Origin of the sequence: Streptomyces sp. NPDC047000 (assembly GCF_040644295.1) — a bacterium.
In the GTDB taxonomy this organism is placed as follows: Bacteria; Actinomycetota; Actinomycetes; order Streptomycetales; family Streptomycetaceae; genus Streptomyces.
On sequence record NZ_JBEYWE010000029.1, the window covers coordinates 82989 to 106650 of the forward strand.

General features: G+C 73.4%; 7 protein-coding genes and 1 pseudogene. 5 read left to right on the top strand and 3 right to left on the bottom strand.

Translation table 11 applies throughout. From position 1 onward, the window contains the following. Nucleotides 1-211: 211 nt before the first annotated feature. The 3 genes from ABZ862_RS32090 to ABZ862_RS32100 all read right to left on the bottom strand — a co-directional run bounded on the left by ABZ862_RS32090 (nucleotide 212) and on the right by ABZ862_RS32100 (nucleotide 19764). The gene (locus ABZ862_RS32090; RefSeq protein WP_360965872.1) at nucleotides 212-9463 is read right to left on the bottom strand and encodes a type I polyketide synthase; all 9252 of its coding nucleotides are present in this window, start codon (nucleotides 9461-9463) and stop codon (nucleotides 212-214) included. Nucleotides 9464-9548: 85 nt separating this feature from the next. Beyond that, on the bottom strand, nucleotides 9549-18623 hold the full coding sequence (locus ABZ862_RS32095; protein ID WP_360965875.1) for a type I polyketide synthase: 9075 nt from the start codon (nucleotides 18621-18623) through the stop codon (nucleotides 9549-9551). 271 nt (nucleotides 18624-18894) lie between these two features. Beyond that, the gene (locus ABZ862_RS32100) at nucleotides 18895-19764 is read right to left on the bottom strand and encodes a 1,4-dihydroxy-6-naphthoate synthase (RefSeq protein ID WP_360965878.1); all 870 of its coding nucleotides are present in this window, start codon (nucleotides 19762-19764) and stop codon (nucleotides 18895-18897) included. 215 nt (nucleotides 19765-19979) lie between these two features. Here ABZ862_RS32100 and mqnE point away from each other — a divergent pair, with 215 nt between their 5' ends. From mqnE to ABZ862_RS32125, 5 genes and pseudogenes are all read left to right on the top strand, one after another. Next, the gene (gene mqnE, locus ABZ862_RS32105; RefSeq protein ID WP_360965880.1) at nucleotides 19980-21143 is read left to right on the top strand and encodes an aminofutalosine synthase MqnE; all 1164 of its coding nucleotides are present in this window, start codon (nucleotides 19980-19982) and stop codon (nucleotides 21141-21143) included. A 91-nt stretch (nucleotides 21144-21234) separates the two neighbouring features. Next, complete coding sequence (locus ABZ862_RS32110) at nucleotides 21235-21537, top strand: ferredoxin (RefSeq protein WP_360965883.1); 303 nt, start codon at nucleotides 21235-21237, stop codon at nucleotides 21535-21537. Nucleotides 21538-21621: 84 nt separating this feature from the next. After that, entirely contained in the window at nucleotides 21622-22398 is a 777-nt protein-coding gene (locus ABZ862_RS32115; RefSeq protein WP_360965886.1) for an alpha/beta fold hydrolase, read from the top strand. 70 nt (nucleotides 22399-22468) lie between these two features. Beyond that, nucleotides 22469-23374, top strand: coding sequence for a menaquinone biosynthesis protein (locus ABZ862_RS32120; RefSeq protein ID WP_360965889.1), 906 nt, complete (start codon nucleotides 22469-22471; stop codon nucleotides 23372-23374). Between the two features lie 156 nt (nucleotides 23375-23530). Then, a pseudogene (locus ABZ862_RS32125) lies at nucleotides 23531-23662 on the top strand (dehypoxanthine futalosine cyclase); the annotation flags it as partial.

Below are 23662 nucleotides of genomic sequence, written 5' to 3' on the forward strand. Positions count from 1 at the left end.
TTCTGCCGCGGGCGGGAAGATGTCCTGGGACGGAACGAACGTAGATCGCGGGTGAAGGCCCTGCCTGCCGGGGCGTCCATGCGGGTGGATGACCGAGGCACAGTCCGACGGCACGGTGGGGTGCGGTGCGGTGCGGTGCGCGCGGCCTGACGTCCGGTCGTCACGTCCGGGTGCCAGGCCGGTCGTCACGTCCGGTCGTCAGGTCTGGTCGTCAGGTCTGGTCCAGTTGCCGGCTGATGAGGTCGAACAGTTCCTCGTCGCTCGCCTCGTCGAGGCGGTCGGCCATCGACATGCCCTCGGTGGAGGGGTCCGGGTCGGTGTCCGGGGTCTCCAGCTGGGTGAGGATGGTCCTGAGGCGGGTCTTCAGGAGGGTCTGGGCGTCCGGACCCGCTCGCCTGATCCTCGCCACCGTGTTCTCCACCTCCGCCAGGAGCACCGACGCGTTCTCCGGCCCGTCGCCGAACAGCTCGCCCGCCAGATAGCGGGCCAGGTCGGCCGGCGTGGGCTGGTCGAAGACCAGGGTGGTGGGCAGGCGCAGACCCGTGTCCTGGTTCAGCCGGTCGCGCAGTTCCACGGCGGTGAGGGAGTCGAAGCCCATCTCGCGGAAGGCCCGGGTCGGTTCGATGCCCTGGACGCCCTCGTGTCCCAGGGCGGTCGCGGCGGCCTTCCGTACGTGGTCCTGGAGTTGCTGGAGCCTGGTGTCGGCGGACAGCGCCGTCAGCTTCTCCAGCAGCGGGCGCGTCACAGTCCCGGTCCCGGTCGTCTCCTTCGCCGGGGGCTCGGCGGAGTACGCCGTCTCCGGGAGCGCCGAGAGGAGGGGGCTCGGGCGGCGGCTGGTGAACGGCGGGAGGAACCTGGCCCAGTCCACGTCGGCTACGACCACTGCGGCGTCGTCCAGTTCCAGGGCCCGGCCCAGGGCGGTCAGCGCGCGGTCCGGTGCCATCACCCGCAGGCCCCTTCGGGCCAGTTCGGCCGCGGCCCCGTCCGACACCATCCCACCGCCTCCCCAGGGTCCCCAGGCGACGGCGGTGGCCACCTGGCCCCGGGCGCGGCGGCGTGCGGCGAGGGCGTCGAGGTGGGCGTTGGCGGCGGCGTAGGCGGACTGGCCCCCGCTGCCCCACACACCGGCGATCGAGGAGAACACCACGAACGCCGACAGGTCGCTGTCACGGGTGAGGGCGTCGAGGTGGTCGGCGGCCGTCGCCTTCGCCGCCAGGACAGCGGCGACACGATCCGGGGTGAGGCTGCCGATCAGATCGTCGTCCAGGACACCCGCCGCGTGGAAGACCGCCTCGGCGGGACGGGCGGTCAGCAGGGCGGCCACGGCGTCACGGTCGGCCATGTCGCAGGCCACCACCGTGACCTCGGCACCCAGCGCCTCCAGCTCGGCGGCCAGGTCGGCCGCACCGGGGGCGGCCGGGCCACGGCGGCTGGTCAGGGTCAGGTGCGTGGCACCCCGGGCCACCAGCCAGCGCGCCAGATGCCCGCCCAGACCACCCGTACCACCGGTGATCAGGACCCGGGCCGGCGCCCGCCACTCACCGGTCGCGGTGGCGGCGGTCGGGGTGGCCGGGGCGGCGTGGACGAGACGGCGCGCGTAGGCATCGGCACCACGGACCGCCACCTGATCCTCCGTGCCGTCGGTCAGCAGTGCCGCCACGGTGGCCGCACTCGCGTCGGGCGTCGTGTCGATGAGGCCGCCCCAGCGGTCCGGGTGTTCCAGCGCCGCCACGCGGCCGAAGCCCCACAGCGCCGACCTGGCAGGGTCGACACCGTCCGCCGAGGGCGCTCCGGCGGACACCGCGCCTTCGGTGAGCAGCCAGAGAGGAGCGGACAGAGCGGCGTCGGCGTGGGCCTGGACGAGGGTGAGGGCGGTGGCCGTGTCGGCGGGGCGGGCCAGGACGGCGGCGGCGGATCCGTCACCGGTCGCGGCAGACAGGACGCTGCTCAGGGCGGCCCGGTCGGCCTGCGGGTCGTAGGTGAGGCGCTCGATGCCGGGCAGGAACTCCTCGAGTCCGGGCAGCAGTTCCTTCTCCCCTTCCGGCTGGAGAAGGAGGCGACGCGTGGTGTCGGGTGCGGCGGGCGGGACCGTCAGCTGCTCCCACTCGATGCGGTAACGCCAGTCGTCGGTTCCGGACTGCGCCGCCTTGGGCCAGTAGCGCTCACGCTGGAATGCATAGGTCGGCAAGTCGATTCGCCGGGCTCCGGTGCCGGTCAGCAGGGCCTGCCAGTCGACGGGCACGCCATGTTCGAATGCCTTCGCCAGCGCGCCTACGACCGTCTCGGGTTCGGGGCGGTCCTTGCGGAGGGTGGGGGCGAGGAGGGTGTTCTCGGCGTCGGTGACGGTGGAGGCGGCGAGGGCGGTGAGGGTGCCGTCGGGGCCCAGCTCCAGGAACCGGGTCACGCCCCGGTCCGCGAGCGTACGTATCCCGTCGGCGAACCGGACGGCGGCCCGGACATGCCGCACCCAGTACTCCGGTGACGCCAACTCCCCTGTGGCGGCGACCTGTCCGGTCACGTTCGAGATCACCGGGAGGTGCGGCTCGTCGTAGGCGATGCTCTCGGCGACGGTACGGAAGCCGGCGAGCATCGGGTCCATGAGCGGGGAGTGGAAGGCGTGCGAGACGCGCAGGCGGGTGGTGCGGCGGCCGAGAGCGGCGATCTCCGTCGCGACGGCCTCCGCGGCGGCCTCGGTACCGGAGACGACCACCGCACGCGGACCGTTCACCGCCGCGACCGACACGTCGTCCGTGAGGAGCGGCGCCACCTCGTCCTCCGTGGCCTCCAGGGCGAACATCGCCCCGCCCGACGGGAGTTCCTGCATCAGACGGCCACGGGCGGAGACGAGACGGCAGGCGTCGTCGAGTGTGAGGACCTCGGCGACGTGCGCGGCGGCCAGCTCACCCACCGAGTGGCCCACCAGGAAGTCCGGGCGCACGCCCCAGGACTCAAGGAGGCGGAACAGCGCGACCTCGATCGCGAACAGGGCGGGCTGCGTCCAGCCGGTCCGGTTCAGCTCCTCGGCGTCCGTGCCGAAGACGACCGGCTTCAGGTCACCGTCGAGGTGGGCGCACACCTCGTCGAAGGCGTCCGCGAACACCGGATACGCCTCGTACAACTCCCGCCCCATACCCAGCCGCTGCGAACCCTGGCCGGAGAAGAGGAACGCCAGCCTGCCGTCACCGGCGATCGCCGACCGGTCCTCGCCCCGGGCGAGCTCGGCCAGCCCGGTGAGCAGGTCCTCACGGCTACCGCCCCTGATCACCGCGCGGTTCTCGAACGCCGACCTCGTCGTCGCCAGTGCCAACGCCACATCGGCCGGGTCCAGTTCCGGCAGATCCTGTACGTACGTCAGCAGGCGTGCGGCTTGGGCGCGGAGGGCGTCCGGCCCCTGGCCCGACACCACCCACGGGATCACCGGGAGCACCCCAGCAGACTCCGCCGGCGAGGTCTCCTCGGGTGCCTGTTCCAGCACGACGTGGGCGTTGGTACCGCTGAGGCCGAACGAGGACACCCCCGCCCGGCGCGGACGTCCGCCGGTGTCGGGCCAGTCCACCGCCCCGGTCAGCAGCCGGACCTCGCCCGCGTCCCAGTCCACGTGCGACGACGGCTCGTCCACGTGCAGGGTCGCGGGCAGGATCCCGTGGCGCAGCGCCTCCACCATCTTGATCACACCCGCCACACCGGCGGCGGCCTGCGTGTGCCCGATGTTCGACTTCACCGACCCCAGCCACAACGGACGGTCCGCATCACGGCCCTGCCCGTACGTCGCCAGCAGCGCCTGCGCCTCGATCGGATCGCCCAGCGCCGTCCCCGTACCGTGCGCCTCCACCGCATCCACATCGCCCGGGGCGAGCCCCGCATTGGCCAACGCAGCCCGGATCACCCGCTGCTGCGACGGCCCGTTCGGCGCCGTCAGCCCGTTCGACGCACCGTCCTGATTGACGGCCGACCCCGCCACCACCGCCAGCACCGGATGACCGTTCGCCCGGGCGTCGGACAGCCGCTCCACCAGCAGCACCCCGACACCCTCACCCCACCCCGTCCCGTCCGCACCCTCCGCGAACGCCTTGCACCGCCCGTCCCCCGCAAGACCCCCCTGCCTGCTGAACTCCACGAACGCACCCGGCGTCGACATCACCGTCACACCACCCGCCAGCGCCAGATCACACTCCCCCGAACGCAACGACTGCACCGCCAGATGCAACGCGACGAGCGACGACGAGCACGCCGTGTCCACCGTCACCGCAGGCCCCTCCAGACCCAGCACGTACGACACCCGCCCCGAGAACACACTCGCCGCGTTCCCCGTCCCCACATACCCCCCGAAGTCACCCTCCGCGAGCGACAGCAACGCCGGATAGTCCTGACCGTTCGTCCCCGCGAACACCCCCGTCCGCGACCCCCGCAACACCCGCGGATCCACCCCCGCCCGCTCCACCGCCTCCCACGACGCCTCCAGCAGCAACCGCTGCTGCGGATCCATCGCCAAAGCCTCCCGCGGCGACACCCCGAAGAACCCCGCGTCGAACGACCCCACACCCGACAGGAACCCACCCACCCGGGCGAACGGCGTCCCGTCGTCGATGCCGTACACGGAGCCGATGTCCTCCCAGCCCCGGTCGGTCGGGAACCCGGTCATCCCGTCACGCCCCTCGGACAGCAGCCCCCACAGCCCCTCCGGAGACTCCACCCCACCCGGGAACCGGCACGCCATCCCCACGATCACCACCGGATCGGAGCCGACGGCACGCACCGCAGGCGCCGCGGCCGTCTCCGCGACCGCACCCCCCAACTCCCCGTACAGGAAGCCGGCCAGAGCCGCAGGCGTCGGATAGTCGAACACCACCGTCGCCGGCAACCGCACCCCGCACTCGGCCCCCAGCACGTTCCGCAACTCCACCGCGATCAGCGAATCCACACCCAGCTCACGGAACGCCCGGTCCGCGGGCACCGACTCCGCACCCGCAAACCCCAGCACCCCCGCCGCCCGCGCCCGCACCAGCTCCACGGCGGCCCGGATCCCCGCGTCCCGGGGCAGCGCACCGATACGCGCGGCGAGACCGTCGTCACGGCTCACCCCGATCCGCCCCTGTTCCCCGGAACGGGCCCCGGCGACGGCCTCCGGCAGCTCCCCCAGCAGCGCGCTGGGCCGAAGCGTCGTGAACGCCGGAGCGAACCGCCCCCAGTCGATGTCCGCGACGAACTCGCAGGTCACGCCGGAGTCCAGGGCCGTGGCCAGCGCCGCGACGGCCAGGTCGGGGTCGAGCGGGGTCACCGTGCCCCTGGCGTGTCCCCGGCCGCCCACAACCGATTCCGCCGCCGCCGACACCGACGTCGACGTGGCCATACCGCCCCCGCCCCACGGCCCCCAGGCGACGGACGTGGCCGCCAGCCCCTCGGCCCGCCGCCGCTCGGCGAGGGCGTCGAGGACGGCGTTGGCGGCGGCGTACGCGCCCTGTCCGGCGTTGCCCAGCACTCCGGCGAGGGACGAGAAGAGCACGAAGGCCGACAGGTTCTGCGTCAACTCGTCGAGGTGGACGGCCGCTTCGGACTTGGCGCGCATGACCTGCCGCAGGCGCTCCGGGTCCGTGCCGCCGAGTACGGCGTCGTCGAGCACCCCGGCCGTGTGGAAGACGGCGTCCACGGGGTGCCGGGCGAGCAGCTCGGCGACGTCCTCCCGTACGGAGACGTCCACCGCCGCCAGCGTGACCCGCGCGGCGCCCAGCGACAGCAGCTCCGCCTCCAGTTCGGCCGCGCCCGGTGCCGCGGGGCCCCGCCTGCTCACCAGGACGACGTCCTCCGCACCCCGCTCGACCACCCACCGCGCCACCCGGGCGCCGATCGCCCCGGTGCCGCCGGTGATCAGTACCGGCCCGCGCGGCTGCCACGGCTCTCGCGGCGCCGCCGCCGCCCTCGACAGCCGCCGTCCGAAGACCGCGGAGTCACGGACCGCGACCTGGTCCTCTCCCGACTCCCCCGGCAACGTGGTCAGTACGGCGGCCAGCCGTCCGATCTCCCGCCTGCCGAGTGTCTCCGGGAGATCGACCGACCCGCCCCACAGGTCGGGGTGTTCCAGCGCCGCCACCCTCCCGACCCCCCACACCCCGGCCTGTCCGGGCGCGGACAGGGCGTCCGAACGGCTCACCGACACCGCCCCGCGCGTCACCGACCACACCACCGGCCCACCGGACAGACCGGTGTCCGCCAGCGCCTGGATCAGGGTGACCGTGCCCGTCACTCCTCCGTCGTGGTCGCCGGCGAGCGGAAGGAGAGACAGCACTCCTTCGAAAGGACCGTATTCGGCGTCGGCCGCCGCGAGTTGAGCCGCCAGTCCGGCTCGGTCACCGGCGGCCTCGATCCGGTGCAGGTCGAAGCCGTGGTGGGTCCGGAGGCCGTCGAGCACGGCCTCGGTCACGGACCGGTCCTCGCCGCCCCCGCCCGCCCGCGGGACGATCACCAGCCGGCGGCCGGACGGCGCCGTGCCGCCCGTCGCCGTGACCTGGGTCAGAGGGCGCCAGACGACGCCGTGGCGCCAGGACTCGGTGAGGTGCCGGTCGCTGCGCCTGCGGTACCAGCGGGACAGCGCCGGGACGACCGCGTCCAGGACCTCCGGGGACACGTCCAGATCACCGGCCAGGGTGCCGACGTCCTGCCGCTCGACCGCTTCCCAGAACTCCGTGTCGACCACCGCGGAGGGGTACGGCGTGGTCCCGGTGGCGGGTCGCGGGCCGGTCGCGGAGGGGGCCAGCCAGTAGCGCTCCCGCTGGAAGGCGTACGTCGGCAGGTCTACCGGGTCTACGGCGTCGGCCCCCGTGCCGGCGAAGAGCGTCCGCCAGTCGACCGGTGCGCCGTCCGCGTGCAGACGGGCCAGGCCACGCAGGACCGACGCCGGTTCGGGGGCCGTCCTGTGCAGCGTGGGTGTGAAGAGCAGCGCGTCCGCGTCACCCGTCACGCAGGACGCCGCGAGGGCGGTGAGGGTGCCGTCGGGGCCGAGTTCCAGGAAGCGGGTGACTCCCCGGTCCTCCAGGGTGCGTATCCCGTCGGCGAAGCGAACCGCGTCACGGACATGCCGCACCCAGTACTCCGGAGACGCCAACTCCCCTGCGGCAGAAACCTGTCCGGTCACGTTCGGCACGACCGCGATGCCCGGCTCACCGTAGGTCACGCTCTCCGCCACCGCGCGGAACTCCGCCAGCATCGGCTCCATCAACGGCGAGTGGAAAGCGTGCGAGACGCGCAGGCGGGTCGTACGACGCCCGAGAGCGGCGATCTCCGCCGCGACGGCCTCCGCGGCGGCCTCGGTACCGGAGACGACCACGGCACGCGGACCGTTCACCGCCGCGACCGACACATCGTCCGTGAGGAGAGGCGCCACCTCGTCCTCGGTCGCCTCCAGAGCGAACATCGCCCCACCGGAGGGCAGTTCCTGCATCAGACGGCCACGGGCCGAGACCAGACGGCACGCGTCGTCCAGCGTGAGGACCCCGGCGACATGCGCGGCCGCCAGCTCACCCACCGAGTGACCCACCAAAAAGTCCGGCCGCACACCCCACGACTCGACGAGCCGGTACAACGCCACCTCGACCGCGAACAGCGCGGGCTGCGTCCACCCCGTCCGGTTCAACTCCTCCGCATCCGTACCGAAGACCACCGCCTTCAGATCACCCTCCACCCGCGCGCACACGGCGTCGAAAGCCTCCGCGAACACCGGATACGCCTCGTACAACTCCCGCCCCATACCCACCCGCTGCGCCCCCTGCCCCGAGAACAGGAAGGCCACCTTGCCGCTCTCCTCCCGGGCCCGTCCGGTCACCACCTGCGGGGTCTTCTCGCCCTCGGCGAGGTCGCGCACGGCGGCGAGCAGGGCGTCGCGGTCGGCTCCGAGGGCGACCGCCCGGTGTTCGAAGGCCGATCGGGTCGTCAGCAGGGACCAGGCCACGGCCGACGGACCTGCGTCCGGGTGCTCGGTCAGGAACTCCGACAGCGCACGGGCCTGGGCACGCAGGGCCTCCGGGGTGCGGGCGGAGAGGATCCACGGGACGACCGCCGGCATCGGCGTCGGTACGGCTGCCACGGCGGCGGGCGCGGGTGCTGTCTCCTGTTCGAGGATCACATGCGCGTTCGTCCCGCTGACGCCGAACGCCGAGACCGCCGCCCGGCGCGGCCGCTCACCCGTGCCGGGCCAGTCCACCGCCCCGGTCAGCAGCCGTACCTCGCCCGCGTCCCAGTCCACGTGCGACGACGGCTCGTCCACGTGCAGCGTCGCGGGCAGGACCCCGTGGCGCAGCGCCTCCACCATCTTGATCACACCCGCCACACCCGCCGCCGCCTGGGTGTGCCCGATGTTCGACTTCACCGAACCCAGCCACAGCGGCTCGGCCCCGGACCGTTCCCTCCCGTACGTCGCCAGCAGCGCGTGGGCCTCGATCGGGTCGCCCAGGGTCGTACCGGTGCCGTGCGCCTCCACCGCGTCCACATCGGCAGCCGACAGGCCCGCGTTGGCCAGCGCCGCGCGGATCACCCGCTGCTGCGAGGGGCCGTTGGGAGCGGTGAGACCGTTGGACGCGCCGTCCTGATTGACCGCCGAGCCCCGGACCACCGCCAGCACCGGATGACCATTACGCCGCGCGTCCGACAGGCGCTCCACCAGCAGGACGCCCGCTCCCTCGCCCCAGCCGGTGCCGTCGGCGCCGTCCGCGAACGCCTTGCAGCGGCCGTCCCCGGAGAGGCCGCCCTGGCGGTCGAACTCGGCGAACACGTCCGGTGTCGACATCACGGTGACGCCGCCCGCCAGCGCGAGGTCGCACTCGCCGGTGCGCAGCGCCTGCACCGCCAGATGCAGCGCCACCAGCGACGACGAGCAGGCGGTGTCGACCGTCACCGCGGGACCTTCCAGGCCCAGCGTGTACGACACCCGTCCGGAGACCACGCTCGCCGCGTTGCCCGTCAGCAGGTGGCCTTCGATGCCCTCGACGTCCTCGGCGGTCCCGGCGCCGTAGTTCTGGTTGCTCGACCCGATGAATACGCCCGTGCGGCTGCCGCGTACCGCCGCGGCGTCGATACCCGCCCGTTCCAGCGCCTCCCACGACGTCTCCAGGACGAGGCGCTGCTGGGGGTCCATCGCCAGGGCCTCGCGGGGCGAGATGCCGAAGAAGCCGGCGTCGAACTCCGCGGCCGTCGCGACGAATCCGCCGCGCAGGGCGGCCGGGTCGGTGGTGGAGCCGGTGAGGTCCCAGCCGCGGTCCGCCGGGAAGGCGGTCATTGCGTCGCTGCCCCCGGACACCAACTGCCAGAGGTCTTCCGGCGAGTTGACGTCTCCCGGGTAGCGGCAGGCCATGCCGATCACGGCGACCGGCTCGGTCGCCGCGCGCACGAGGGTGTCGTTCTGCTTGCGCAGCCGCTCGTTCTCGAGCAGCGACGCACGCAGGGCCGCGACTACGCGTTCCTCGGAGGTGGGCATACTCAGCTCCACTGTTCTTGCTTCGGCATCGGTCTACGGCAGGTGCTTCGCGGGACGAGGCAGGGCGGCGTGAAGCGGTAGGCCGTCAGTGCGCCGCCTCGCCCAGGGCCAGTTGGACGAGGTCGTCGATGTCCATGGCCTCGATCAGGTCGGCGGAGCCGTCCCCGGGGAGCGGCTCGGACGGCTGCTCCGGCTCGGTCAGGGCCAGCAGCGCCGTCAGCAGACCGCTCTCCTTCAGCCGCGTCAGGGGGACGGTCGCCAGCCTTCTGCGCACCGCCGCCTCGTCCGCGTCGGCCACGGCAGTCGACTCCGCGGTGTCGGGGAAGAGTTCGGCGTCGAGCAGCTCGGCCAGGTGGCCTGGGGTCGGGTAGTCGTAGACGAGGGTGCTGGGCAGGCGCAGGCCGGTGTCCTGGTTGAGCCGGTTGCGCAGTTCCACGGCGGTCAGGGAGTCGAAGCCGATGTCGCGGAACGCCTGCGCGGGCGCCACGCTCTCGCCGTTCGCCCGGCCGAGCACCGCGGCGGCGCGGTCGCGTACCAGGTCCCGCAGGGCCAGCGTGCGGTCGGCGGCGGAGAGTCCCGCCAGCCGGGTGCGCAGTTCCCCGGCCGCCCCCGCACCGTCCTCCGGGGTCCTGCGCGTCGCCGGTCCGGCCGGCTCCGCGAGCGCGGCGAGCGCGGACAGCAGCGGGCTCGGGCGGCGGCTGGTGAACGTGGGCAGGAACCTCTCCCACTCGACGTCCGCCACGACGACCGTCCCGTCGCCCACGTCCAGGGCCCGGCCGAGCGCGCTCAGTGCCCGGTCGGGGTCCATGACGCGCAGGCCCAGGCGGGCCAGGTCGGCGGCACCCGCGTCGGTCACCATGCCGCCCCCGCCCCACGGACCCCAGGCGACGGCCGTACCGGTCAGGCCGCGGGCCCTGCGGTCCTCCACCAGGGCGTCGAGCTGCGCGTTCGCCGCGGCGTACGCGGACTGGACTCCGCTGCCCCACACTCCGGCGATCGAGGAGAAGACGACGAAGGCGGAGAGGTCCCGGTCGCCCAGCAGGGCGTCGAGGTGTTCGGCACCGGCCGCCTTCGCGCCCCGGAGGTCGTCGAGGTGCCGGTCGTCCGCCTCGGCGAGCGGCAGCGCGTCGCCCCGGCCCGCCGCGTGGAAGACGGCGTCGATGTCGTACGCGTAGCGCTCCAGGAGTGCCTCGACCGCGGACCGGTCCGCCATGTCGCATGCCTCTACGGCGACTTCGGCGCCCGCCGCCCGCAGCTCGGCCGCGAGTTCGGCGGCGCCGGGTGCGTCCGGGCCGCGTCGGCCGGTCAGGACGAGGTCGCGGGCGCCGCGCCGTACCAGCCAGCGGGCGAGGTGTCCGCCGATGGCGCCCGTGCCGCCGGTCACCAGGACCCTGCCGCGCGGGGTCCACGTCGTGGCCGGGGCGGAGACGGAGGGTGCGGGGGCGAGGCGGCGTACGAGCGGGGAGGCGCCGGGGCCGCCGCGTACGGCGATCTGGTCCTCCCCGGAGAGCAGGGCCGCCGCGATCCCGGCCAGGGTGTCCCGGTCGGCGGGCTCGGACGCCTTCACGGCCGGTACGTCCACCAGGCCGCCCCAGCGGTCCGGGTACTCCAGCGCGGCGACCCGGCCGAGGCCCCAGACCGCGGCCTGCGACGGGTCGACGGCCGGTTCCTCGCCCGGTGCTCCGGTCACCACGGCTCCACTGGTCATCACCCACAGGGGCGCGGTCAGGTCCGCGTCGCCCATCGCCTGGACGAGTGCCGTCGTCGCCCGTACGTCCCCGGCGGGGCCCGGAGACGCCAGCACGCCGTCGATCAGGCCGCACTCCGCCGCCTGGATCAGAACCCGCGTGAGCGAACGCCGGTCCAGTGCGCCGGCCGGGCAGGTGAAGCGGTCGACGCCGGGGACGAATTCCTCGATGCCGGCCAGCGCGTCGCCGTCGGTGCCGGAGGGCTGGAGGAGGATCCAGCGGCCCGGTACCGCCGGTTCGGTGGAGACCGGTGCGGGCATCGGCTCCCAGGTGACCCGGTAGCGCCAGCCGTCGACGCGGGCGCGTTCGGCGGCACCCTGGGCGGGCTCGGGCCAGTAGCGCTCGCGCTGGAACGCGTAGGTCGGCAAGTCGACTTGCCGGGCTCGAACACCGGCTCCGGTGCCGGTCAGGACGGCACGCCAGTCCACGGGCACGCCGTGTTCGAACACCCTCGCCAGCGCGGCCACGACCGTCCCGGGCTCGGGGCGGTCCTTGCGGAGCGTCGGGACGAGGAGGGTGTTCCCGCTGTCGGTGACGGTGGAGGCGGCGAGGGCGGTGAGGGTGCCGTCGGGGCCGAGTTCCAGGAAGCGGGTGACTCCCCGGTCCTCCAGGGTGCGTATCCCGTCGGCGAAGTGGACCGCGTCACGGACATGCCGCACCCAGTACTCCGGAGACGCCAACTCCCCTGCGGCAGAAACCTGTCCGGTCACGTTCGACACGACCGCGATGCCCGGCTCACCGTAGGTCACGCTCTCCGCCACCGCGCGGAACTCCGCCAGCATCGGCTCCATCAACGGCGAGTGGAAAGCGTGCGAGACGCGCAGGCGGGTCGTACGACGCCCGAGAGCGGCGATCTCCGCCGCGACGGCCTCCGCGGCGGCCTCGGTACCGGAGACGACCACCGCACGCGGACCGTTCACCGCCGCGACCGACACATCGTCCGTGAGGAGAGGCACCACCTCGTCCTCCGTCGCCTCCAGGGCGAACATCGCCCCGCCCGACGGGAGTTCCTGCATCAGCCGGCCACGGGCCGAGACGAGACGGCACGCGTCGTCCAGGGACAACACCCCGGCGACGTGCGCGGCGGCCAGCTCACCCACCGAGTGCCCCACCAGGAAGTCCGGCCGCACGCCCCACGACTCGACAAGCCGGAACAGCGCCACCTCGACCGCGAACAGCGCGGGCTGCGTCCACCCCGTCCGGTTCAACTCCTCCGCATCCGTACCGAAGACCACCGCCTTCAAATCACCCTCCACCCGCGCGCACACGGCGTCGAAAGCCTCCGCGAACACCGGATACGCCTCGTACAACTCCCGCCCCATACCCACCCGCTGCGCCCCCTGCCCCGAGAACAGGAAGGCCACCTTGCCTTCCTCCGCGTGCGTGCCCGCGCCCTCCGCCACCGCGGCCAGCCCCGCGAGCAGTTCCTCCCGGTCCGCGCCCCGCACCACCGCACGGTGTTCGAAGACCGATCGCCCCTCGACCAGCGACCACGCCACCTCGGCCGTGTCCAGTTCGGGCCGGTCCGCGACATGGGCGAGCAGCCGCTCGGCCTGCGCCCGCAGTGCGGCCCCGCTCCGTGCCGACACCACCCACGGCACGGCGGGAAGCGTCCCCGAAGCGGCCGCCACCGGCGCGTCGGGGGCGGCCTCGAGCACCACATGGGCGTTCGTCCCGCTGAACCCGAAGGCCGAGACCCCCGCGCGGCGCGGACGTCCGCCGGTGTCGGGCCAGTCCACCGCCCCGGTCAGCAACCGGACCTCGCCCGCCCCCCAGTCCACGTGCGACGACGGCTCGTCCACATGCAGCGTCGCGGGCAGCACCCCGTGGCGCAGCGCCTCCACCATCTTGATCACACCCACCACACCCGCCGCGGCCTGCGTGTGCCCGATGTTCGACTTCACCGAGCCCAGCCACAACGGCCGCCCCGCATCACGGTCCTGCCCGTACGTCGCCAGCAGCGCCTGCGCCTCGATCGGGTCGCCCAGCGCCGTCCCCGTACCGTGCGCCTCCACCACATCCACATCAGCCGCCGACACACCCGCGTTGGCCAGCGCCGCCCGGATCACCCGCTGCTGCGAGGGGCCGTTGGGGGCGGTGAGACCGTTGGACGCGCCGTCCTGATTGACCGCCGAGCCGCGGACCACCGCCAGCACCGGATGACCATTACGCCGCGCGTCCGACAGGCGCTCCACCAGCAGCACCCCGACACCCTCACCCCACCCCGTCCCGTCCGCACCCTCCGCGAACGCCTTGCAGTGGCCGTCCGCCGCGAGGCCGCCCTGTTTGCTGAATTCGACGAAGGCGGCCGGGGTCGACATCACGGTCACCCCGCCGACCAGGGCCATCGAGCACTCCCCGGCGGTGAGCGAGCGGCCGGCCCAGTGCAGGGCGACGAGGGACGCCGAGCAGGCCGTGTCGACCGTCACCGCGGGGCCCTCCAGGCCGAGGACGTAGGCGACGCGGCCGGAGACGACGCTGGCCGCGTTGCCGGTGCCGAGGTAGCCCTCGGTGTCGGTGTCGGCGGTGTTGAGGATGTGGACGTAGTCCTGGCCGTTGGTGCCGGTGAACACTCCGGTCCGGGAGCCGCGCAGTGATCTCGGGTCGATACCGGCCCGCTCGACCGCCTCCCACGACGTCTCCAGCAGCAGCCGCTGCTGCGGGTCCATCGCGAGCGCCTCGCGCGGCGAGACACCGAAGAAGTCCGCGTCGAACGATCCGGCGTCCTTCAGGAACCCGCCCCGGTGCGTGTACGTCGTGCCCGGTCGCCGTGCCTCGCGGTCGGGGTCGTAGAGGGCGGCGACGTCCCAGCCTCGGTCGGCGGGGAAGTCGGTGATGCCGTCCTCGCCCCTGAGGAGCATCTCCCACAGGTCCCCGGGGCTCTCCACCCCGCCGGGGAAGTGGCAGCCGATGCCGATGACCGCGATGGGGTCGTCCGCCGGCTCCGTTCGGGTGACGTGCTGTTCGTCCGTGGTGGCCGTCTCTCCCGGCGGGGTCAGTCCGGCCAGGATCGCGTCGGTGACGGCGGCCGGGCTGGGGTGGTCGAAGATCAGGGTCGCGGGGAGGGCCAGGCCGGTCGCGCGGGTGAGGGCGTTGCGGAGTTCGAGCGCGGTGAGCGAGTCGAAGCCCAGTTCCGTGAAGGGGCGGTCGGGGTCGACGGCGGTCTCGGTGTCGTGGCCGAGGACGCCCGCGACCGTCGTACGGACCAGGGAGAGCACCGCCCTCTGCCGTTGTCCCTCCGGCAGGGCGGCCAGTGCGGCGCCTGCGTCCGGGGCGCTCGTCGTGTCATCGGCCCGGTCCCGGTCGCGGCGCGCGGGGGTGGCGGGGCCGGTCAGGGACCGCAGGAGCGGGGGCAGTCCGGCGGCGTTGCGGCGCAGCGCGGGCAGGTCGATCCGCAGGGGCAGCGGGGTCGTGGCCGCTGGCCCGGCCAGGCAGCGGTCCAGGAGAGCGAGGGCCCGCTCGGTGGGCAGGGCGCCGATACCGCTGCGGTCGATACGGTCGCGCCGGGAGGTGCCGAGGCCACCGGTCATGGCGCTGTCCTCGGCCCACAGGCCCCAGCCGACGGCGAGGGCGGGGCGGCCCAGGTGGCGGAGGTGGGCGGCGTAGGCGTCGAGGAAGGAGTTGGCGGCGACGTAGTTGCCCTGGCCGGGGCCGCCCAGTGCGGCGGCGGCCGAGGAGTACAGGACGAACGCCGACAGGTCGAGATCCGCGGTGAGTTCGTGCAGGTTGACGGCGGCGTCCGCCTTGGGGCGCAGTACGGTGCCGAGGCGCTCGGGGGTGAGGGCGGTGACGACGCCGTCGTCGAGGACTCCGGCGGCGTGGACGACGGCGCCGAGCGGGTGGTCGTGCGGGACGGCCGCGAGGAGCGCGGCGAGGGCGTCCCGGTCGGCGGCGTCGCAGGCGGCCACGGTGACCTGCGCCCCGGACTCGGTGAGTTCCGCGACGAGTTCGCGGGCGCCGGGGGCGTCGGGGCCGCGCCGTCCGGTCAGCAGGAGATGCCGTACGCCGTGCTGGGCGACCAGGTGGCGGGCGGTGGCCGCGCCGACGGTTCCGGTGCCTCCGGTGACCAGGACCGTGCGGTGGGGGTCGAAGGACAGTGCCGGGGACGCGTCCGCCGGGGGTGCGGTGGGGGTGCGGGTCAGGCGGGGGACCAGGACGCGGCCGGCGCGGAGGGCGAGGTCGGGTTCGTCGTGGCGGAGGGCCTCGGCGAGAGCCGCGGTGTCCGGCGTGTCGGTGTCCAGGAGCAGGAAGCGGCCGGGGTTCTCCGCCTGGGCGGAGCGGACCAGGCCGCGTACGGCGGCGGCGGGCAGGTCGGTGACCGTCTCGCCGTCGGCCGCCGCGACGGCTCCGCGGGTGAGGAACAGCAGGCGGGATCCGGTGCGGCGGTCGTCCGCCAGCCAGGTCCGGAGCTGGGTGAGCGCGGTCGCGGTGGCCTCGTGGACGGCTTCGGCGGTCGTGCCACGGGCGGTGCGGACGGGCAGGGCGACGATCCCGGGCAGCGGGCCGCCGGAGGGCACCGGGAGGCGGTCCAGGTCGTCCAGGGAGTCCACGAGCGTCACTTCGGGGGCGGCCGGCAGCGCCGCCGGTTCCTCGGGCGGCGTCCATACGACGCCGAAGAGGTCGTCGCCCGGCTCGGCGGCCGAGGTGTCCCGGGGCACCGGGTCGAGCCAGTGGCGGCGGCGCTGGAACGCGTACGTGGGCAGCGGGAACGGCGGACGCGGGTCGGCCGGGATCACGGCCGGCCAGTCGACGGCGACACCCCGCGTGTGCAGCGCGGCGATCGCGGCGAGCACGGTGACCGGCTCGGGGCGGTTCTTGCGGAGGACGGGGGCGAGGAGGGTGTTCTCGTCCTCGGTGACGCAGGACTGGGCGAGCGCGGTGAGGGTGGCGTCGGGGCCGAGTTCCAGGAAGCGGCGGACACCGCGTTCCTGGAGCGTCCTGACTCCGTCGGCGAACCGCACGGCCTCGCGGACGTGGCGGACCCAGTACTCGGGAGAGGCCGACTCTCCTGCGTCCGCCACCTGTCCGGTCACGTTCGACACGACCGGGATGCGCGGCTCGCCGTAGGTCACGCTCTCGGCGACGGTGCGGAAGTCGGCGAGCATCGGGTCCATGAGCGGGGAGTGGAAGGCGTGCGAGACGCGCAGGCGGGTGGTGCGGCGGCCGAGAGCGGCGATCTCCGTCGCGACGGCCTGCGCGGCGGCCTCGGTACCGGAGACGACCACCGCACGCGGACCGTTCACCGCCGCGACCGACACGTCGTCCGTGAGGAGAGGCACCACCTCGTCCTCCGTGGCCTCCAGGGCGAACATCGCCCCACCGGACGGCAGTTCCTGCATCAGACGGCCACGCGCCGACACCAGTCGGCAGGCGTCGTCCAACGACAGCACCCCGGCCACGTGCGCGGCGGCCAGCTCACCCACCGAGTGACCCACCAGGAAGTCCGGCCGCACACCCCAGGACTCGACCAGACGGAACAGCGCGACCTCGACCGCGAACAGCGCGGGCTGCGTCCACCCGGTCCGGTTCAACTCCTCGGCGTCCGTACCGAAGACCACCGCCTTCAGATCACCGTCCAGACGGGCGCACACCTCGTCGAAGGCGTCCGCGAACACCGGATACGCCTCGTACAACTCCCGCCCCATACCCACCCGCTGCGCCCCCTGACCGGAGAACAGGAACGCGACCTTGCCCCCGCCCCGCCGTGCCTTCCCCGTCACGGTCTCGAGCGGTGCGGGTTCGTCGTCGCGGAGGGCCTTCAGTCCCCGGAGCAGGGCGGTGCGGTCGGCGCCGAGGACCACCGCCCGGTGTTCGAAGACGGACCGGGTGGTGGCGAGGGCGTGGGCGACGGCGTGGTCGTCGGTGCCGTTCCCGTCCGGGTGGTTCTCCAGGCGGGTGAGCAGCGCACCGGCCTGCGCCCGCAGCGCCTCGGGGCTCTGCCCGTACAGCAGCCAGGGCGCCACCGGCAGACCCGGACCGTCCGCCGGCTCCGGCTCCGGCTTCGCTTCCGTCTCCTCGGCCGGTGCCTGTTCCACGATGACGTGGGCGTTGGTCCCGCTGACCCCGAAGGCGGAGACGGCGGCGCGGCGGGGCCGGTCGGCGGTGCCGGGCCAGTCGACGGGGCCGGTGAGGAGGCGGACGTTGCCGTCGGACCAGTCGACGGTGGTGGACGGCTCGTCGACGTGCAGGGTGCGGGGCAGGACGCCGTTGCGCAGCGCCATCACCATCTTGATGATCCCGCCGACGCCCGCCGCCGCCTGGGTGTGACCGATGTTGGACTTGAGGGAGCCGAGCCACAGGGGCCGGTCGGCGGGGTGTTCCTGGCCGTAGGTGGCGAGGAGGGCCTGGGCCTCGATGGGGTCGCCGAGTCTGGTGCCGGTGCCGTGGCCCTCGACGGCGTCGACGTCGCCGGGCCGCAGTCCCGCGGCGGCCAGCGCGGCGCGGATGACGCGCTGCTGGGAGGGGCCGTTGGGCGCGGTGAGGCCGCTGCTGGCGCCGTCCTGGTTGACGGCGGAGCCGCGGATGACGGCGAGGATCTCGTGTCCGGCCCGGCGTGCGTCGGAGAGCCGTTCCAGGAGGACCATGCCGACGCCCTCGCCCCAGCCGGTGCCGTCGGCGGCTTCGGCGTAGGACTTGCAGCGGCCGTCGGCGGACAGGCCGCGCTGGCGGCTGAACTCCAGGAAGGTGACCGGGGTCGACATGACGGCGACGCCGCCCGCGAGGGCGAGGTCGCACTCCCCCGCCCGCAGTGCCTGGACCGCCAGGTGCAGCGCGACCAGCGACGACGAGCACGCCGTGTCGACGGTGATCGCCGGTCCTTCGAGGCCGAAGGTGTAGGAGAGGCGGCCGGAGGCGATGCTGGCGGCGCTGCCGTTGCCGATGAAGCCGTCGAGGCCCTCGGGCGGCTCGGGGAAGCGGGAGCCGTAGTCGTTGTACATGACGCCGGCGAACACGCCGGTGTTGCTGCCGCGCAGGTCGGCGGGGCGCAGTCCGGCGCGTTCCATGGCCTCCCAGCCGACCTCCAGGAGGAGGCGCTGCTGGGGGTCGGTGGCGAGGGCCTCGCGGGGTGACATGCCGAAGAAGCCGGCGTCGAAGTCGGCGGCGTCGTGCAGGAAGCCGCCCTCGCGGGTGTAGCAGGTGCCGGGGCGGTCGGGATCGGGGTCGTAGAGGGTCGCCACGTCCCAGCCGCGGTCCTCGGGGAAGCCGGAGACGGCGTCGGTGCCGGTGTCGACGAGCCGCCACAGGTCCTCGGGGGTGCGTACGCCGCCGGGGTAGCGGCAGGCCATGGAGACAACGGCGACGGGTTCGGTGGCCCTCGACTCGACCTGGCGCAGCCGGGTGCGGGTGCGCTGGAGGTCCGCGGTGACGCGCTTCAGGAAATCGCGGAGCTCGCGGTTGGTGTCGTCGCTCACGGATCGGTTCCCTTCGGCAGCGGGCCCGTCGTTCTCGCCGGGTGTGCGGTGCGGTGGTGCGGTGTGTGCTGGTGCGGTGCGGTGCGGTGTGCTCGCGTGGCGGGCGGTTTGCCGGTGTCGGCGGTTTGCCGGTGCAGGTGGTCCGCCGGTGCGGCGGTGCCCGGGGCTGATTATGTGAACGGCTGTACCGGGCCCCGGACCTGCTCCGACCAGCTCTAAGAGAACCCCTAGTGCTGCCGTCCCGGCCCCGGAGCTCCCACCCGCCCCGGCCCTACGCGGCGGCGGGTCCCGGGAAGTCCAGGGCGCCCTCCGGGACGGCCGGCAGCAGCCCCTGTTCCGCGCTGCGGTCGAGCAGGGCGCGTACGGCGGCGAGGCCCTCGGCGCCGAGGTCCGCGGTGAACGAGTTGACGTACAGGTCGATGTGCTGGTCGACGACGTCGGTCGCCAGTTCCTGGGCATGCTCGAGGACGTACGGCCTGGAGGCGGCGGGGCTGGACCAGGCGGCCTGCGCGGAGGACCGTACGGCGGCGGAGAGGGCGGTGAGACGCTCGGCGCCGAGGCTGCGGCGGGCGATGATCGCGCCGAGCGGGATGGGCAGCCCGGTGTCCTTCTCCCATTCCTCGCCGAGGTCGGTGAGGCAGTGCAGCCCGTAGTGGCCGTAGGTGAAGCGGGCCTCGTGGATGACGAGTCCGGCGTCGACGGCGCCGTCCCGGACGGCGGGCATGATCTCGTGGAACGGCATGACGACGGTCTCGCCGACACCGCCGGGCACGGCGCGGGCGGCCCACAGCCGGAACAGCAGATACGCCGTGGAGGTGGTGCTGGGTACGGCGACCCGGGCGCCGGTGAGGGCCGTGGCCGGGTCGCCGGCCCGCCTGCCGAGGACGAGGGGCCCGCAACCGCGGCCGACCGCGCCGCCGCAGGGCAGCAGGGCGTAGTCGCCGAGGACGTACGGCAGCACGCCGTAGGACACCTTCAGGACATCCAACTCGCCCTGCTGAGCGAGGCCGTTGGTGATGTCGATGTCGGCGATCCGCAGGTCGGTGGCGGGGGCGCCGGGCAGCAGGCCGTGCGTCAGGGCGTGGAAGACGAAGGTGTCGTTCGGGCACGAGGAGTGCGCCAGGGTCAGGGGTGACGTCATGCGGCCCGCCTCATTCTGTTCGCTGCTCGGTTCGTCTGTGCTGGGGCACCTCCAGGAAACCCGTGATGGATGTGGGGTTTTCCCCAGACTGCCCTCCGCGACTATGAGGGGGCCTCATCCGAAGCGGCCGAATTCCACCGCATCCGTCGGATCCACCGCATCCACCACCGCATGTACGTGTGCCGCCAGGCACTGACCGAGGAGGTTCCCCGGTAATGGACGCTGGGCTCAAGCGTGAGCTGGAGGAGAAGGTCTACTCCGGTGAGCGGCTGTCCCGTGAGGACGGTCTCGCGTTGTACGAGTCGGACGACCTCGCCTGGCTCGGCGGTCTCGCGCACCACGCGCGCACCGCCAAGAACGGCGACGTCGTGCACTTCAACGTCAACCGTCACCTCAACATGACCAACGTGTGCACCGCGTCGTGTGCCTACTGCTCGTTCCAGCGCAAGCCGGGCGAGATGGACGCCTACACGATGCGCATCGAGGAGGCCGTGCGGCTGGCCAAGGCGATGGAGAACGAGCACCTCTCGGAGCTGCACATGGTCAACGGCCTGCACCCGTCGTTGCCCTGGCGCTATTACCCGCGTTCGCTGCGGGAGCTGAAGAAGGCGCTGCCGAACGTGTCGATCAAGGCGTTCACGGCGACCGAGATCCACCACTTCGAGACCATCTCCGGGCTGCCCGCCTCCGACGTCCTCGACGAACTCATCGACGCGGGGCTGGAGTCGCTGACCGGCGGCGGCGCGGAGATCTTCGACTGGGAGGTGCGGCAGCACATCGTGGACCACCGCACCCACTGGGAGGACTGGTCCCGCATCCACCGCCTCGCCCACGGCAAGGGTCTCAAGACCCCGTGCACCATGCTCTACGGCCACATCGAGGAACCCCGCCACCGCGTCGACCACGTACTGCGGCTGCGTGAACTCCAGGACGAGACCGGCGGGTTCCAGGTCTTCATCCCGCTCCGCTACCAGCACGACTTCGTCGACATGAAGGACGGCAAGGTCCGCAACAAGCTCCAGGCGCGGACGACCATGGCCACCGGCGCCGAGGCACTCAAGACCTTCGCGGTCTCCCGGCTGCTCTTCGACAACGTGCCGCACGTCAAGGTCTTCTGGGTGATGCACGGCCTGCACACCGCCCAGCTGGCCCTGCAGTTCGGCGCGGACGACATGGACGGCTCGGTCGTCGAGTACAAGATCACGCACGACGCCGACAACTACGGCACGCCGAACAAGCTGACCCGTGACGACCTCCTGGACCTGATCCGCGAGGCCGGCTTCCGCCCGGTCGAACGCAACACGCGCTACGAGATCATCCGCGAGTACGAGGGACCGGACCCGGCCCGCCGCGACGCGCCGCAGCCGATGCGGGTCTGAGCCCCGCCCGGGAGAGCCCCGTCCGGGAGAGCCTCTTCCTCTCCCTCACCCCCCCACGACCGAACCCGGCAGTGCAGACAGGCAGGTGGACATGTCTCCGCAGACGAGCGACGAGCAGGACTACGAGGTCTGGATCGACCACGACCTGTGCACCGGCGACGGTATCTGCGCCCAGTACGCGCCCGAGGTCTTCGAGCTGGACATCGACGGCATCGCCTACGTCAAGGACGAGGACGACGAACTCCTCCAGGAGCCCAGGGCGAGCACCAGGGTGCCGCTCCAGCTGCTCCAGGACGTCACCGACTCGGCGAAGGAGTGCCCCGGCGAGTGCATCCACGTACGGCGCGTCGAGGACGCCGTCGAGGTGTGGGGACCGGACGCGGAGAGCGCCTGACCGTCTCCGCCCCGCCCCCGGCCCCGGCCCCGGACCTCGGTCCCGGCCCCTGGACCCTGGACCCTGGAAGGACCTTCACGCCTCATGAGTGCGAACCCCGCGAGTGCCCGGGACGATCTGTGGATCCGCAGTTTCCGTCCCGCTCCCGACGCACCGGAGCGGCTGGTGTGCTTCCCGCACGCCGGCGGCTCCGCCAGTTTCTATCTGCCGGTCGCCACGGCCCTCAGCCCCCGTGTCGACGTGGTCGCCGTGCAGTACCCCGGACGGCAGGACCGGCGCGCCGAGCCCGGGCTGACCTCGGTCGCGGAACTCGCGGACCGGATCGCCGAGACGCTCTACGGCTGGGACGACAAGCCGCTGACCTTCTTCGGCCACAGCATGGGCGCGGTGGTGGCCTTCGAGGCCGCCCGGCGTCTGGAGCAGTCCGGCACCGGGCCGGTACGGCTGTTCGCGTCGGGGCGCCGGGCACCGTCCCGCACCCGTGACGAACGCACCCACACCCTCGGCGACGACCGGCTGATCGCCGAGATCCGCTCCCTCAGCGGCACCGACTCGCGGTTCCTGGACGACGAGGAACTGCTGCGCATGGTGCTGCCCGCCATCCGCAGCGACTACACGGCCGTCGAGACCTACCTGGCCGCGCCGGACGACACCGTGCGCTGCCCGGTGACCGTCCTGACCGGCGACGACGACCCCAAGACCTCCCTCGAGGAGGCCCGCGCCTGGGAGGGGCACACCCTCGGCGGCAGCGAGCTGCACGTCTTCCCCGGCGGCCACTTCTACCTCACCGAGCGCGCGGCGGACGTCCTCGCCGTCCTCACGGACCACTTCACCGCCGCGGCGGCCGTCCCGGGGGCGTGAGACCCGCACCGCCTTCCGCATCGAACCCCCGCAGCACCGCCCGACAGAAACGTCACGGGAGCGCCCAGAGATGACCGAACAACTCGTCGCCGCAGCACCGTCGCCCGCGCTGCGCGCCAAGCGCCGCCGCCCCCGCGTCGGGCACATCCAGTTCCTCAACTGCCTTCCCCTGTTCTGGGGACTCGCCCGTACCGGCAGCCTGCTGGGCCTGGATCTGCACACGGACAGCCCGGACGGCCTCAACCAGGCACTCGCGGCGGGCGACCTCGACATGGGGCCGATCAGCCTGGTCGAGTTCCTGCGCAACGCCGACGACCTGGTCGCGCTGCCCGACATCGCGGTCGGCAGCGACGGCGACGTGATGTCCTGCCTGATCCTCAGCAAGGTCCCGCTGGACCAGCTGGACGGCGAGCGGATCGCGCTCGGCTCGACGAGCCGGACCTCGGTGCGGCTCGCCCGGCTGCTGCTGGAGGAAAGGGTCGGGGTACGGCCCGAGTACGTCGTCCGGCCGCCCGACCTGCGCGCGATGATGGCCGACGCGAGCGCCGCCGTGATCATCGGCGACGTCGCGCTGAGCGCCGCCCTGTACGAGGCTCCGCGGCTCGGTCTCCAGGTGCACGACCTGGGCCGGATGTGGAAGGACTGGACGGGACTGCCGTTCGTGTTCGCGGTGTTCGCCGCGCGCCGTGACTTCCTCGCCCGTGAGCCCGAACTGGTCCGCAGTGTGCACGCCGATCTGCTGGCCTCCCGGGACCTGTCGCTGCGGGAGGTGACCGAGGTGAGCGAACAGGCCGCGCAGTGGGAGGAGTTCGACGCGGCGACGCTGGAGCAGTACTACACGTCGGCGCTGGACTTCTCGCTCGGCGCCGAACAGCTCGCCGGAATCGCGGAGTTCGCCCGCCGGGTCGGCGGCGCGGACGCGGGTTTCGCGCCCGACGTGACCGTACGCCTGCTGGAGGCCGACGGCGCCGGGTGACGCCGCGGCCCCCGGCCCCCGGCCTCCGGCGCCCGCCGGCCCCGTACGAGGACCGCGTCCGTACAGCGACCGCGTCCGTACGACGACCGTTCCCGCGGCTCACCGCCGTTCCCGCACGACCGAGAACCCCACCCCAGTCCCGGAAAGGCCGGCACCATGTCCCGACCGACCCCGTCCACACACCCGCTCCAGCCCGTGCTCGACCGTGCCGCCGAGGGCGGCCGGATCACGCCCGAGGAGGCACTCGCCCTCTACCGGGACGCCCCGCTGCACGCGCTCGGCGCGGCC

What these genes read in the sequence shown, in the direction of transcription:
- ABZ862_RS32100 (WP_360965878.1), bottom strand. Translation starts at nt 19,764, where the DNA reads ATGACGTCACCCCTGACCCTGGCGCACTCCTCGTGCCCGAACGACACC.
- ABZ862_RS32120 (WP_360965889.1), top strand. Translation starts at nt 22,469, where the DNA reads ATGACCGAACAACTCGTCGCCGCAGCACCGTCGCCCGCGCTGCGCGCC.
- mqnE (WP_360965880.1), top strand. Translation starts at nt 19,980, where the DNA reads ATGGACGCTGGGCTCAAGCGTGAGCTGGAGGAGAAGGTCTACTCCGGT.
- ABZ862_RS32090 (WP_360965872.1), bottom strand. Translation starts at nt 9,463, where the DNA reads ATGCCCACCTCCGAGGAACGCGTAGTCGCGGCCCTGCGTGCGTCGCTG.
- ABZ862_RS32115 (WP_360965886.1), top strand. Translation starts at nt 21,622, where the DNA reads ATGAGTGCGAACCCCGCGAGTGCCCGGGACGATCTGTGGATCCGCAGT.
- ABZ862_RS32110 (WP_360965883.1), top strand. Translation starts at nt 21,235, where the DNA reads ATGTCTCCGCAGACGAGCGACGAGCAGGACTACGAGGTCTGGATCGAC.